The organism is Streptomyces sp. NBC_01428 (genome assembly GCF_036231965.1).
Lineage (GTDB): Bacteria > Actinomycetota > Actinomycetes > Streptomycetales > Streptomycetaceae > Streptomyces.
In genome coordinates this window covers 7227711-7241101 of the sequence record NZ_CP109499.1, presented here as the reverse complement: position 1 = coordinate 7241101, position 13391 = coordinate 7227711, and the positions used below count along the sequence as shown (strand labels likewise).

Annotated in this window: 11 protein-coding genes and 1 tRNA gene; 7 read left to right on the top strand and 5 right to left on the bottom strand. The window is 71.5% G+C overall.

The window, feature by feature from the left end:
• Nucleotides 1-128 precede the first annotated feature (128 nt).
• Complete coding sequence (locus OG406_RS31380; RefSeq protein ID WP_081223518.1) at nucleotides 129-821, bottom strand: hypothetical protein; 693 nt, start codon at nucleotides 819-821, stop codon at nucleotides 129-131.
• Between the two features lie 47 nt (nucleotides 822-868).
• Here OG406_RS31380 and OG406_RS31375 point away from each other — a divergent pair, with 47 nt between their 5' ends.
• Nucleotides 869-1057, top strand: coding sequence for a DUF5703 family protein (locus OG406_RS31375; protein ID WP_081223519.1), 189 nt, complete (start codon nucleotides 869-871; stop codon nucleotides 1055-1057).
• Between the two features lie 105 nt (nucleotides 1058-1162).
• Here OG406_RS31375 and OG406_RS31370 read toward each other — a convergent pair whose 3' ends face one another.
• From OG406_RS31370 to OG406_RS31360, 3 genes are all read right to left on the bottom strand, one after another.
• Entirely contained in the window at nucleotides 1163-2245 is a 1083-nt protein-coding gene (locus OG406_RS31370) for a chaplin (RefSeq protein WP_329188981.1), read from the bottom strand.
• Between the two features lie 194 nt (nucleotides 2246-2439).
• Nucleotides 2440-2673, bottom strand: a complete 234-nt coding sequence (gene chpH, locus OG406_RS31365; protein WP_081223521.1) for a chaplin ChpH — start codon at nucleotides 2671-2673, stop codon at nucleotides 2440-2442.
• Nucleotides 2674-2817: 144 nt separating this feature from the next.
• Nucleotides 2818-4143 carry a M20/M25/M40 family metallo-hydrolase gene (locus tag OG406_RS31360; protein ID WP_164372503.1) on the bottom strand — a complete coding sequence of 442 codons (1326 nt, stop codon included), beginning with the start codon at nucleotides 4141-4143 and terminating at the stop codon, nucleotides 2818-2820.
• 187 nt (nucleotides 4144-4330) lie between these two features.
• On the opposite strand from OG406_RS31360, the gene OG406_RS31355 reads away from it, so the two are divergent.
• The 4 genes from OG406_RS31355 (at nucleotide 4331) to OG406_RS31340 (ending at nucleotide 10468) form a co-directional block, all read left to right on the top strand.
• A tRNA-Leu gene (locus tag OG406_RS31355) sits at nucleotides 4331-4415 on the top strand.
• Between the two features lie 327 nt (nucleotides 4416-4742).
• Nucleotides 4743-8618 carry a Pls/PosA family non-ribosomal peptide synthetase gene (locus OG406_RS31350; RefSeq protein ID WP_329188978.1) on the top strand — a complete coding sequence of 1292 codons (3876 nt, stop codon included), beginning with the start codon at nucleotides 4743-4745 and terminating at the stop codon, nucleotides 8616-8618.
• Nucleotides 8619-8691: 73 nt separating this feature from the next.
• On the top strand, nucleotides 8692-10089 hold the full coding sequence (locus OG406_RS31345; protein ID WP_164372505.1) for a M1 family metallopeptidase: 1398 nt from the start codon (nucleotides 8692-8694) through the stop codon (nucleotides 10087-10089).
• A 4-nt stretch (nucleotides 10090-10093) separates the two neighbouring features.
• Complete coding sequence (locus OG406_RS31340; protein WP_164372506.1) at nucleotides 10094-10468, top strand: YchJ family protein; 375 nt, start codon at nucleotides 10094-10096, stop codon at nucleotides 10466-10468.
• A gap of 17 nt (nucleotides 10469-10485) precedes the next feature.
• Here the strand turns inward: OG406_RS31340 and OG406_RS31335 are convergent, their stop codons facing one another.
• A complete protein-coding gene (locus OG406_RS31335) occupies nucleotides 10486-11187 on the bottom strand; it encodes a FadR/GntR family transcriptional regulator (protein WP_164372507.1) in 702 nt (233 codons plus the stop codon).
• Nucleotides 11188-11317: 130 nt separating this feature from the next.
• Here OG406_RS31335 and OG406_RS31330 point away from each other — a divergent pair, with 130 nt between their 5' ends.
• Nucleotides 11318-11842 (top strand): gluconokinase, encoded by a 525-nt coding sequence (locus tag OG406_RS31330; RefSeq protein ID WP_329188974.1) that lies wholly within the window; start codon nucleotides 11318-11320, stop codon nucleotides 11840-11842.
• A 138-nt stretch (nucleotides 11843-11980) separates the two neighbouring features.
• Nucleotides 11981-13378: a GntT/GntP/DsdX family permease gene (locus OG406_RS31325; protein WP_267050335.1), complete on the top strand. Its 1398-nt coding sequence runs from the start codon at nucleotides 11981-11983 to the stop codon at nucleotides 13376-13378.
• The last annotated feature ends 13 nt before the right edge of the window (nucleotides 13379-13391 follow it).

Genomic DNA, 13391 nt, shown 5'->3' with positions numbered 1-13391 from the left:
CGCGTCAGCCGGGTCGGGTCGGCCCGACCCGGCTGACGGAAACGGGGGTGGCGGTCACCGTGTTCCGGTGACCGCCACCCCCGTACCTGTCGGCGAGATGACGCCTCAGATCCGTACCGGACCAGGCCTCAGCGGTCCGCGTCCAGCGGGTCCACCAGCTCGGCGTCGGCGTCGAGGTCGTCCTCGAGGTCCTCGTCGTCCGACTCGTCGTCGAACACCGCGCTGACGTCGAAACGGCACACGACGCGCTGCGGGTCGATCGCCTCGAAGGGGGCCTCCAGCCATTCGCCGGGCTCGGCGGACTCGTCGGCCGCGGTCACCCACAGGGTGGAGTCGCCCTCCTCCAGCCCGAACTCCTTGTGCCGGGAGGCGATCTCGTCCGGTTCGAACTCGCCGAACAGGACCCCGAGCGCCCCGTGCAGGGTGCCGGACGCCGCGTCGAAGCCCTCGGTGGCGGTGGCACCGTCCTCCTCGACGGCCTCCACGCGCTGGGCCTGCGCCAGCAGTCGCTGCGGCTCCACCACGGAGTAGTCGCGGCGGATCACCACGCTCAGCGCGTTCGGCTCCTCCGGGCCGGTGTACGGAGGCAGCGTGTCGTCCCCGCCGGGGATCTCGAAGGGGGTGACCTCGTCGTAGCGGTCGTAGAGGAGCTCGTCGTACTCCTCGGCCGCGGCGGCGAGCTCGTTGAACGCTTCGTATACGGCCGGGTCGTCGTCGCCCGTCCTGCGCTCGACCGCGGCCAGGTGACGGTCGAGAGCGGTCTTGACCGCCTCGGCGGCGGCTCGTACCTCGGCAGCGGTGGGCTGCACAGCATCAGACATAGTGCAGACGCTATCCGTACCGGGCCTCTGCCCGCACAATAGATGCGATGCCGGAATACGAATTTGTCGACGTGTACGTGCCTCGCGGGGTTTCCCGCAAGGAGACGACGCGTCTGCTGACGGACCATGCCGAGTACGGACACTGGGAGTTGGACCGCCTGAGTCTGCTCCGCGACGGCAGCCGCAGGGTGCGGCTGCGCCGGCGGATCATCCGCCAGGTGCGGGCGACGTGGTGACGTAAGGGCGCTGGAACGGGAGGAGCCCCGCCTTGGCGGGGCCCACACCGTCACGACGCCACCGGGGAAGCCGTGGCGTCGCGATCACATCTGTGTCGTAAGGGATCACACCCGTGCCGAGCGCGCCCGGCGGAAGAGCACGGCGCCCGCGAGCAGCGCGGCCGCTCCGGCCGGGACGACGGCACCGATGGGCAGCTCGCTGCCCGTGTGCGCGAGCTGCGCGGGGCCGTTCTGCGCCGCCTGCGGTGTCCGGACCGTGGACCGCGCGCCCAGGTGCGTCACCTGCGAGACGCCGGCCCGGTGCTTGCCGCCGCCCGCCCCGGACGTACCGCCGGTCTGTCCCGGAGTACCCGGCTGACCAGGCGTTCCGGGGTTGCCCGGCTGACCGGGGTGCCCCGAGTGGCCGTGCCCGGGCTGACCCGGGTGACCTCCATGGCCCGGGTGACCCGGCTGTCCGGGGTGACCTGGCGTACCCGGATGTCCGGGGTGACCCGGCTGGCCGGGGTGACCTCCATGGCCCGGATGTCCGGGCTGACCCCCGTGACCGGGGTGGCCCGGGTGACCCCCGTGACCGGGATGCCCTTGACCCGGATGACCCGGGTGACCGGGCGTACCAGGGTGGCCGGGCGTACCCGGATTTCCGGGGTGGCCAGGGGTACCCGGGTTGCCGGGGTGACCAGGCGTGCCCGGATGTCCGGGGTGGCCGCCTCCCGGCGGGGTGGTGGAGTGGCCGCCGGTCGAGTCGTTCGCGCAGCCGTTGGCGGCTGTCGCGTTGCCGATCCCGATGACGTTGACACTGTTGCCGCACACGTTGACGGGGGCGTCGATCGGCACCTGTACGTGGTTGCCGGAGCCGACACCGGGTGAGCGGGTCGCGTGGCCGCCGGCCCGGGAGCCACCGGCGGAGTGGGATCCGCCGTAGCCTCCGGACGAGCCGCCCCGACCGCTCTGGTTCGCGCACGTGTTGCCGACGGCCGGGTTGAGCACCCCGACCACGCTCACCGTGTTGCCGCAGACGTTGACCGGTACGTGCACCGGTACCTGAACCGTGTTGCCCGAGAGCACGCCGGGCGAGCCCGACGCCGAGCCGTTCGCTCCCGTGTCGGCGTGCGCGGACACGCCGGTCACGGCGATCACACCACTCGCCGCGGCCACGGTCATCAGGCCTTTGCGGGTGACCTGTCGCATAGCTGTATCCCTGCCTCAGTCCTTGGGACGTGGACCATCCAGAACACGCGCACGCCCACGAGACGTGTGCGCGGGAAGCAGGTCGGCCCCGGAGCGCATGGCGCGCACTCCGGGGCCGACGAGCTCAGACCTTCACGAAGTGACCCTCATGAGGTGACCCCATGGGGTGCCCCGTCGGGAGACGGGGCACGACGTCACTTGTTGAAGCAGGTGTTGCCGAAGGCGGGGTTCAGCAGCCCGATCACGGAGACCGTGTTGCCGCAGACGTTCACGGGGATGTGAACGGGCACCTGGATGACGTTGCCGGAGACGACGCCCGGGGAGTGCACGGCGGCACCCTGAGCACCGGAGTCGGCGACAGCCAGGCCCGCACCCGCGAGAACCAGACCACCAGTGGCAGCCGCAGCGGCGACGACCTTCTTGATCATTATTCCTCCTTGTAGGCAAATGCGATCCCAAGTAGCTGATCGCAACACCTGTAACGAGGAAGGAGTAGTAGAGCTACGAGCTGATGAGCACATTCACCCGTGCCGGGCGATCTTCGTACGGGCGGGCGAATGTCGGCGTCAACGTCACGACGCGTCGATGAAGCGGTCCAGCACGCGCACGCCGAACTGCAGCGCGTCGACCGGCACCCGCTCGTCCACGCCGTGGAACATGCCGGCGAAGTCCAGCTCCGGCGGCAGCTTCAGCGGGGCGAAGCCGAAGCAGCGGATGCCGAGGTCGTCGAACGACTTGGCGTCCGTGCCGGCCGAGAGCATGTAGGGCACCGCGCGGGCGATCGGGTCCTCGGCGGAGAGAGCGGTCTGCATCGCGTCGACGAGGGCGCCGTCGAAGCTGGTCTCCAGGGCCTTGTCCGCGTGCACGTCCTCGCGCTTCACGCGCGGGCCGAGGATGCGGTCGAGGTCGGCGAGGAACTCCTCCTCGTATCCCGGCAGGTAGCGGGCGTCGACGTGGGCGGTGGCCTGCCCGGGGATCACGTTCACCTTGTAGCCGGCGCCGAGCTGGGTCGGGTTGGCGGTGTTCTGCAGGGAGGCGCCGATGAGCTTGGCCATGCCGCCGAGCTTGGCGAGCGTCTCGTCCATGTTCTCGGGGTCGAGCTCGGTGCCGAGGGCGTCGCCCAGCTCGTCGAGGAAGTGCCGCAGGGTCTTGGTGACGCGCACCGGGAACTTGTGCCGGCCGAGCCGTCCGACGGCCTCGGACAGCTCGGTGATCGCGTTGTCCTTGTGGATCATCGAACCGTGGCCGGCGGTGCCGTCCACGGTCAGCTTCATCCAGTGCATGCCCTTCTGGGCGGTCTCGATCAGGTAGAGCCGGAGCTTCTCGTTCACCGTGAAGGAGAAGCCGCCGACCTCGCCGATCGCCTCCGTGACGCCCTCGAAGAGGTCCGGGTGCTTGTCGACCAGGTGCCGGGCGCCCCACGTGCCGCCCGCCTCCTCGTCGGCGAGGAAGGCGAGGACGATGTCGCGCGGGGGCTTGCGGCCGGTGCGCATCCGCTCGCGCACCACCGCCAGCGTCATCGCGTCCATGTCCTTCATGTCGACCGCTCCGCGGCCCCACACCATGCCGTCGGCGATCTCGCCGGAGAAGGGGTCGTGGGTCCAGTCCGCCGCGTTGGCGGGGACGACGTCGGTGTGGCCGTGGATCAGAAGTCCGGGCCGCGAGCGGTCCTCGCCCTCGATCCGGACCACCGTGGAGGCGCGGCCCGGGTGGGACTCGAAGATCTGCGGCTCCAGCCCGACCTCGGCGAGCTTCTCGGCGACGTACTCCGCGGCCTTGCGCTCACCCGGGCCGGAGTGGTCTCCGTAGTTGCTGGTGTCGATCCGGATCAGCTCGCGGCAGAGGTCCACGACCTCGTCCTGGCCCGTGACGCTGCTGGTCGTGCCGGTGTCGCTCACGCTGCTTCCTCCCGCTGTCGCCGCTGGTGGTCCCCCTCATCCTCTCTCTCCGACCCCTCTCTCCCCAAGGCAGGTCCCGGCCCGTCACACGCCGTTCACGCCGCGACGGGGGGTGATCGGGGCTCCTGGAAAGCCTGGTAATGTTTTCTCTGTCGCCGCGAGGGAAACCCCGCGCGACAGACACCTTGTCCGGGTGGCGGAATGGCAGACGCGCTAGCTTGAGGTGCTAGTGCCCTTTAACGGGCGTGGGGGTTCAAGTCCCCCCTCGGACACACAGAAGAGTGAGGGCCCCGACCGTCAGGTCGGGGCCCTCACTCGTTGTGCTGAGCCACCGGAAGAGAGCCCTCGCTCGGTGTGTCCGCCGTGTCACGGACAGATGTGGGGCAGATCTCGTCACGCTGACATACCTCCACGTCAGGACACCGGAATCAGACGTTCCGCTGACCCGGGAGAGGTCCTCGCATGGCTGATGACCAGGCCCGGGGCTAGCGTCGTACTAAAATTCCAGGCTTGCTCGGAGCTGGACCGGAATATCCCCAGGCGTACCTGCGGGCCCCCCAGCGCCCCGGAGTCTCCCGGGAACAACACGTGAGGACCCGATGGCAGCCCTCCAGCAAGGCCCCGCGGTCGCGTTGTCCGACGACGAGGTGCGTGCGGAGTTCGGTGACCGGGCGCGCTTCTCCGCCGCCCCGGCCGCGTCGCCGCGCACCCTCGTCGACATCCTCGACGCCTCCGTCCGGGCGTACCCCGACGAGCCCGCTCTGGACGACGGGCGGCGCGCGCTCACCTACCGTGAGCTGGCCGCGGAGGTCGAGGCCACGCGGTGGCGGCTTTCGCAGGCGGGGGTCGGGCTCGGCGACCGGGTCGGTGTACGGGTCCCGTCCGGCACGAACGAGCTCTACGTCGCGATTCTGGGCGTCCTCGCGGCCGGTGCCGCCTACGTGCCGGTGGACGCTGAGGACCCGGACGAGCGCGCCGAGCTGGTCTTCGGCGAGGCGGGCGTGCGCGCGGTCGTCGGGGCCGGGCACGAGCTGACGGCCCGGAGCCGCTCCGAGGTGCCCGCGGCACGCCCCGGCGTCGGGCACGACGCGTGGATCATCTTCACCTCCGGCTCCACCGGCAGGCCCAAGGGCGTGGCCGTGAGCCACCGCAGCGCCGCCGCGTTCGTGGACGCCGAGGCGGACCTCTTCCTGACCGAGGAGCCGATCGGCCCCGGTGACCGGGTCATGGCGGGCCTGTCCGTCGCCTTCGACGCCTCCTGCGAGGAGATGTGGCTCGCCTGGCGGTACGGCGCCTGCCTGGTGCCGGTGCCCCGCTCCCAGGTGCGCAGCGGCGCCGATCTCGGGCCCTGGCTGGTCGAGCAGGAGATCACCGTGGTCTCCACCGTGCCCACCCTCGCCGCGTTGTGGGAGCCGGAGGCCCTCAACGAGGTCCGGCTGCTGATCTTCGGCGGTGAGGCCTGCCCGCCCGAGCTGACCCAGCGCCTGGTGACCGAGGGCCGCGAGGTGTGGAACACGTACGGGCCGACCGAGGCGACCGTGGTGGCCTGTGCCTCGCTGCTGACCGGTGAGGAGCCCATCCGGATCGGGCTGCCGCTGAACGGCTGGGAGCTGGCCGTCGTCGACGAGGCCGGCGAGCTGGTGCCGATGGGCGCGAGCGGCCAGCTGGTGATCGGCGGGGCGGGGCTCGCCCGCTACCTCGACGCCGAGAAGGACGCGGAGAAGTACGCGCCGCTCGCCTCCCTGGGGTGGGAGCGGGCGTACCGCAGCGGTGACCTGGTCCGGGCCGAACCGGAGGGGCTGGTCTTCCTCGGGCGGGCGGACGAGCAGATCAAGCTCGGCGGGCGCCGGATCGAACTCGGCGAGGTCGACGCGGCGCTACAGGCGCTGCCCGGTGTCGCCGGCGCCGCGGCGGCCGTACGGACCGCGCGCGGCGGCAATCAGCTCCTGGTGGGCTATGTCGTGACGCAGGACGGCTGGGACCACGCGGCCGCGGTCGAGAAGCTGCGGGCCGAACTGCCCGCCGCGCTGGTGCCGCTGCTCGCGCCGGTCGAGGACCTGCCCACCCGGACGTCCGGCAAGGTCGACCGGAACGCGCTGCCCTGGCCGCTGGAGGGTCTGGAGTCCGGCGGCGCGAAGGAGCAGCTCTACGGCACCGAGGCATGGCTGGCCGAGCAGTGGAGCGAGGTGCTCGGCATCCCCGTCGGCGGTTCGGCCGACGACTTCTTCTCGATCGGCGGCAACAGTCTCGCCGCCGCCCAGCTCACCACCCGGCTGCGGACCCGCTACCCGAGCGCCGCGGTGCTCGACATCTACCAGCAGCCCGTTCTGCGCAAGCTGGCCCGGCGCCTGGAGAAGTCCGTCCAGGACGACGGCGCCGGCCGTACGGTCGCGCCGGTGCCGATGCGCGCCAAGGTGATCCAGCTCCTCGTGCTGATGCCGTTGTTCACGCTGCTCGGCCTGCGCTGGACCGTGGCGCTCGCCGCGCTCGGGAACGTCCTGCACTGGTTCGGCCCGTATCCGTGGGCGCCGAGCACGTCGTGGTGGCTGGTGGGCGCCGGTGCTCTGGTGCTGTTCAGCCCGCCGGGACGGCTCGCGATCGCGGCGGGCGGGGCGCGGCTGCTGCTGCGCGGGCTGAAGGCCGGCCGGTACCCGCGCGGTGGCTCGGTCCATCTGCGGCTGTGGACGGCGGAGCGGCTCGCCGAGTTCAGTGGCGCGACCTCGCTGACGGGTTCCTGGCTGGACCGGTACGCCCGCGCGCTGGGCGCCCGGGTGGGCCCGGACGTGGACCTGCACTCGCTGCCGCCGGTGACCGGCATGCTCAAGCTGGGCCGGGGTGCCGCCGTGGAGTCCGAGGTGGACCTGTCGGGGTACTGGCTGGACGGTGACCGGCTGGAGATCGGCGCGGTGAAGGTGGGCGCCGGTGCCGTCGTCGGGACGCGCAGCATCCTGTTCCCGGGGGCCCGGGTCGGCAAGCGTGCCGAGGTGGCGCCCGGCTCGGCGGTCGTCGGGCAGATCCCGACCGGGCAGCGCTGGGCTGGCGCCCCGGCGGGCAAGCTGGGCAAGGCGAAGCGGGCGTGGCCGAAGGACCGGCCGCGGCGCGGCACGTACTGGCGGGTGATGTACGGCCTGACCGGCTTCGCGCTCACGGCGCTTCCGGTGCTGGCCGCCGTCGCGGCGCTGCTCGTGGCGCGGGGCTTCGTGAGCGCGGACGCCGGGTTCGGTGCGGCGCTGCGCGGTGCGGCGACCGCGCTGGTGCCGGCGACGCTCGCCTTCGGTCTGGCGTACGCGGTGCTGCTGCTGGTCCTCGTGCGGCTGCTGAGTCTCGGGCTGCGGGAGGGCACGCATCCCACGCACAGCCGGATCGGCTGGCAGGCGTGGACGGTCACGCAGCTGATGGACCGCTCGCGGGAGACGCTGTTCCCGCTGTACGCGGGGCTGATCACGCCGGTGTGGCTGCGGCTGCTCGGGATGAGGATCGGGCGGGGCGCCGAGATCTCGACGGTCCTCGCGCTGCCGAGTCTGACGACGGTCGGCGAGGGTGCCTTCCTCGCCGACGACACGCTGACCGCGCCGTACGAGCTCGGGGGCGGCTGGATGCGGATCGGGCGGGCCGAGATCGGCCGCCGGGCGTTCCTCGGGAACTCCGGGATGACGGCGCCGGGCCGCAGCGTGCCGGACGGGGGTCTGGTGGGCGTGCTGTCGGCGACGCCGAAGAAGGCGAAGAAGGGCAGCTCGTACCTGGGTCTGCCGCCGGTGAAGCTGCCGCGCTCGGCGCAGGGCGGCGACCAGAGCCGTACGTACGACCCGCCGGCCCGGCTGCTGTGGGCGCGCGGTCTGGTGGAGGCGTGCCGGATCGTGCCGGTGTTCTGCTCGGCCGCGCTGGCGGTCCTGACGGTCGCCGCGCTGTGTGCGCTGGGTCCCTGGGCGTGGGTGTTCCCGGGAGCGGTGCTGCTGGCCGCCGGGGTGCTCGGGTGCCTGGTGTCGGTGGTGGCGAAGTGGCTGCTGGTGGGCCGGCACCGTGCCGGGGAGCATCCGCTGTGGAGCGGTTTCGTGTGGCGCAACGAACTGGCCGACACCTTCGTGGAGGTCGTCGCCGTGCCGTGGCTGGCGGGTTCGGTTCCGGGCACCCCGCTGATGACGGCGTGGCTGCGCGGACTGGGTGCGCGGATCGGGCGGGGTACGTGGGTGGAGAGCTACTGGCTTCCCGAGACGGACCTGGTGACACTGGAGGACGCGACCACGGTGAACCGGGGCTGTGTCCTGCAGACCCACCTCTTCCACGACCGGATCTTGCGGACGGATACTGTGGTCCTCCGTGAGGGCGCCACCCTGGGCCCGGGCGGAATCGTCCTGCCCGGCAGCACCGTCGGGGCCCGCTCGACCCTGGGTCCCGCGTCGCTCGTGATGGCGGCGGAGTCCGTTCCCGACGACACCCGCTGGCTGGGCAACCCGATCGAGGCCTGGCGTTCGTAGAAGACGTCGGCCGGTCGGCAACGAAGGGCGGTACAGCGGTACGCCGAGCACAGGGCAGGGAGCAGTCGCAGCAGTGAGCGTTCAGCAGACAGCGGGACCGGACCCCTATTTCCCGGCCAACGGCGATCCCCGTTACCGGGTGCACCGGTACGAACTCGCGCTGGACTACCGCCCCGCCCCGAACCGGCTCTCCGGCACCGCGCGGCTCAACGCCATAGCGGGCCGCTCGGCGCTCGCCGAGTTCCAGCTGAACCTGGCGGACTTCCGGATCGGCCGCATCCGGGTCGACGGGAAGGCAGCGCACTACACGCATCGCGGGGGCCGGCTGCGGATCCGTCCGCCGAAGCCGATCCGGGCCGGTGCCGCGTTCACCGTCGAGGTGCAGTGGTCGGGCAACCCCAAGCCGGTGAGCAGCCCGTGGGGCGGGATCGGCTGGGAGGAACTGGAGGACGGCGCGCTGGTGGCGAGCCAGCCCGTCGGTTCGCCGTCCTGGTTCCCGTGCAACGACCGGCCGGCCGACAAGGCGGCGTACCAGATCTCGATCACCACGCCGTCCGCGTACACGGTGGTGGCGGGCGGGCGTCTGCTGACGCGGACCACGAAGGCGTCCACGACGACCTGGGTGTACGAGCAGGCGGCGCCGACCTCCAGCTATCTGGTCGGCCTGTCCATCGGCAAGTACCAGACGGTGCTGCTCGGCGATCCGGGTCTGGTCGGCGTGCCGCAGTCCGGGCATCTGCCCGCGCGGCTGCTCCCCGAGTTCTCCCGGGACTTCGCGCGGCAGCCCGCGATGATGGAGCTGTTCCAGGATCTCTTCGGGCCGTATCCGTTCGGTGAGTACGCGGTGGTGGTGACCGAGGAGGAGCTCGACGTCCCGGTCGAGGCCCAGGGGTTGTCGCTGTTCGGCGCCAACCACGTGGACGGGGCGCGGGGTTCGGAGCGGCTGATCGCGCACGAGCTGGCGCACCAGTGGTTCGGCAACAGCGTGTCGATCGCCGACTGGCGGCACATCTGGCTGAACGAGGGCCTCGCGAAGTACGCGGAGTGGCTGTGGTCGGAGCGTTCCGGCGGGCGGACGGCCCACCGGCTGGCGTCGTCCGCGCACCGGAAGCTGTCGGCGCTGCCGCAGGATCTGCTGCTGTCCGACCCGGGCCGCAAGCTGATGTTCGACGACCGGCTCTACGAGCGCGGCGGGCTGGCGGTGCACGCGATCCGCTGCGCGCTGGGCGACGAGGCGTTCTTCCGCATGCTGCGCGGCTGGTCGGCGCTGCACCGGAGCGGTGTGGTCACCACGTCCGTGTTCACCACGCATGTCGCACGCCACACGGCCGAGCCGCTGGACGACCTCTTCACGGCCTGGCTGTACGAGACGGCGCTCCCGCCGCTGCCCTCCCCCGCCGCGCAGGTGCTGCCGGCCCGGCCCGGTTATCCGCCCACGAACGCCGACTCGGCCCGGGTCCGGGGAGAATGACGCGATGACCAGCCGTTCCTGTCCCTGTGGGCTCGCCGAGCCGTACGCGCGGTGCTGCGGCCGCTTCCACCGCGGTGAGTCCGCGGCGCCGAGTGCCGAGGCCCTCATGAGGTCGCGGTACTGCGCCTTCGTCCAGGAGGACGAGGCCTATCTGCTGCGGACCTGGCATCCGCGGACGCGTCCCGCCCGGGTGGAGTTCGACCCCGGGATGCGGTGGACGGGCCTGGAGATCCTCGGCGCGGAGCAGGGCTCGGCGTTCCACACGACCGGGACCGTCACCTTCCGCGCCGGGTACCGGGGCGGTTCGCTGCACGAGCGCAGCCGGTTCGAGCGGGTCGACGGCGCCTGGGTCTACGTGGACGGCGACTTCCTCGACTGACCGTCCGAGCCCGCCGGTCAGGGCGCGAGGATGTCCAGTTCCTGGAGGGCGCCGACCGTGATCTCCCGGGTGAGCCGCTCGGCGAGCGCGGCGTCGCCCTCGCGGACGGCCTCGGCGACCTTGACGTGCAGGGTGACGGCGGCGGGGTCGGGGTCCGCGAACATGACCTCGTGGTGGGTCCGGCCGGACAGGACCTCCGCGACGACGTCCCCGAGGCGGGCGAACATCTCGTTGCCGGACGCGTTGAGGATCACGCGGTGGAAGGCGACGTCGTGGACGAGATAGCCCTCCAGTTGGTGCCCGCGCGAGGTGGCGACCATGCCCAGCGCGCACTCGGTGAGTTCCGCGCACTGGGCGGCGGTGGCGTACCGGGCGGCGAGTCCGGCGGCGACCGGTTCGAGGGCGGAGCGCAGCACGGTGAGGGAACGCAGCTGGTGGGGGCGGTCGGCGCCGGCCAGTCTCCAGCGGATGACCTGGGGGTCGTAGACGTTCCACTCGGACTTGGGGCGCACCGTCACACCCACGCGGCGGCGGGACTCGACCAGGTACATGGATTCGAGGACCCGGACCGCCTCGCGCATCACGGAGCGGGACACCTCGAAGCGCTGGGCGAGTTCGTCGGTGCGTAGGACGCTTCCCGGCGGGTAGTCGCCCGCCGTGATGGCCGGCCCGAGGGATTCCAGTACTCGTCCGTGCAGCCCCCGGCCCCGTGTGGTCATGACGTCAGCGTACGAGGCGGACGCCACAATCAAAAAGTCAGACTTATACGTCACACACTCTTGAATTTGTCGTACCTAATGCGTTTCAGTGGCGTCGACATCAGATGTCGACGAAGACAGCGAGAGCCCGATGCAGCACAGTCCCACCCCTCATGTCCTGGTGGTCATGGGCGTCGCCGGTACCGGCAAGACCACCATCGGACCGCTGCTCGCGGCCCGGCTCGGTGTTCCGTACGCCGAGGGCGACGACTTCCACCCGCAGGCCAACATCGCCAAGATGTCGGCCGGGACGCCGCTGACCGACGACGACCGCGCGCCCTGGCTGGACGCCATCGGCCGATGGGCGCACGACCGGGCCGGCCTCGGTGGCGTGGTCAGCTGCTCGGCTCTCAAGCGCGGCTACCGGGACCGGCTGCGTGCCGCCGCCCCGGGCGTCGCCTTCGTGCATCTCACCGGTGACCGACAGCTCATCGAGGACCGGATGTCGCACCGCAAGGGCCACTTCATGCCCACCGCCCTCCTGGACTCCCAGTTCGCCACGCTCCAGCCGCTGGCGGCGGACGAGGCGGGAGTCGAGGTGGACGTCTCCGGCGACCCCGCCGAGATCACCGAGCGGGCCGTGGCCGCGCTCGCGCACCTCGCACCGCCGCAGTAACCGCACCCCTCACGTCGGGCGCCTCGCCGCGTCACCTCGCGCGCGCGGCGCCCGTGCCGGGTTCAGCGCTGCCTCCTTCCGGGAGCGGCCGCCCCGCACCACCTTCCCCCGCGACCTTCCACAAGCAAGGGAATCACCGTGACCAGACTCAGTGTCGAGATGCTGGCAGCGGACACCGTCGAACCGATCACCTCGGCGGGCCACGCTCAACTGGGCATAGCCGTGCTGGCGGGCATCGCCGTCATCGTCCTGCTCATCACCAAGTTCAGACTGCACGCCTTCCTGGCCCTGACGATCGGCTCGCTGGCCCTCGGCGCGTTCGCCGGAGCCCCGCTCGACAAGGTCATCGTCAGCTTCTCCAGCGGGCTCGGGTCGACCGTGGCCGGCGTGGGTGTGCTGATCGCCCTCGGCGCGATACTCGGCCGGCTGCTCGCCGACTCGGGCGGCGCCGACCAGATCGTCGACACCATCCTGGCGAAGGCGGGCGGTCGCGCCATGCCCTGGGCGATGGTGCTCATCGCCTCGGTGATCGGCCTGCCGCTGTTCTTCGAGGTCGGCATCGTGCTGCTGATCCCGGTGGTGCTGCTGGTCGCGCGGCGCGGCAACTACTCGTTGATGCGGATCGGCATCCCGGCCCTCGCGGGCCTGTCGGTGATGCACGGTCTCATTCCGCCGCACCCCGGTCCGCTGGTCGCGATCGACGCGGTCAAGGCGAACCTCGGCATCACCCTCGCCCTCGGTGTCCTGGTCGCCATCCCGACCGTGATCATCGCCGGTCCGGTGTTCTCCCGCTACGCAGCCCGCTGGGTGGACGTCCAGGCGCCCGACCGCATGATCCCGCAGCGTGCCTCCGAGGACCTGGACCGGCGCCCCAGCTTCGGCGCCACGCTCGCCACCATGCTGCTGCCCGTCGTACTGATGCTGGCCAAGGCGCTGGTCGACATCGTCGTCGACGACCCCGAGAACATGACACAGCGCGTCTTCGACGTCGCCGGAGCACCGCTGATAGCGCTGCTCGCCGCCGTGATCGTGGGCATGTTCACCCTCGGCCGCGCGGCCGGCTTCACCCGGGACCGCATCTCGACGACCGTCGAGAAGTCCCTCGCCCCCATCGCCGGTGTCCTGCTGATCGTGGGCGCGGGCGGCGGCTTCAAGCAGACCCTGATCGACTCCGGCGTGGGCCGGATGATCCTGGAGATCTCCAAGGACTGGTCGATCCCCGCGCTGCTGCTCGCCTGGCTGATCGCCGTGATCATCCGGCTGGCGACGGGCTCGGCGACCGTGGCCACCATCTCGGCGGCGGGTCTGGTGGCGCCGCTGGCGGCCGACATGTCGAGCACGCACACGGCGCTGCTCGTCCTCGCGATCGGCGCGGGCTCCCTCTTCTTCAGCCATGTCAACGACGCGGGCTTCTGGCTGGTGAAGGAGTACTTCGGCCTGGACGTCGGCCAGACCATCAAGACGTGGTCCGTCATGGAGACGATCATCTCGGTGGTGGCGGGCGGGCTGGTGCTGCTGCTGTCGCTTGTCGTCTAGGGCCTGACGGCTC

Bases quoted from the DNA above. Each gene is read 5' to 3' on its own strand.
- OG406_RS31370 (WP_329188981.1), bottom strand. From the start codon at position 2,245: ATGCGACAGGTCACCCGCAAAGGCCTGATGACCGTGGCCGCGGCGAGT.
- chpH (WP_081223521.1), bottom strand. From the start codon at position 2,673: ATGATCAAGAAGGTCGTCGCCGCTGCGGCTGCCACTGGTGGTCTGGTT.
- OG406_RS31330 (WP_329188974.1), top strand. From the start codon at position 11,318: ATGCAGCACAGTCCCACCCCTCATGTCCTGGTGGTCATGGGCGTCGCC.
- OG406_RS31350 (WP_329188978.1), top strand. From the start codon at position 4,743: ATGGCAGCCCTCCAGCAAGGCCCCGCGGTCGCGTTGTCCGACGACGAG.
- OG406_RS31380 (WP_081223518.1), bottom strand. From the start codon at position 821: ATGTCTGATGCTGTGCAGCCCACCGCTGCCGAGGTACGAGCCGCCGCC.
- OG406_RS31340 (WP_164372506.1), top strand. From the start codon at position 10,094: ATGACCAGCCGTTCCTGTCCCTGTGGGCTCGCCGAGCCGTACGCGCGG.
- OG406_RS31335 (WP_164372507.1), bottom strand. From the start codon at position 11,187: ATGACCACACGGGGCCGGGGGCTGCACGGACGAGTACTGGAATCCCTC.
- OG406_RS31375 (WP_081223519.1), top strand. From the start codon at position 869: ATGCCGGAATACGAATTTGTCGACGTGTACGTGCCTCGCGGGGTTTCC.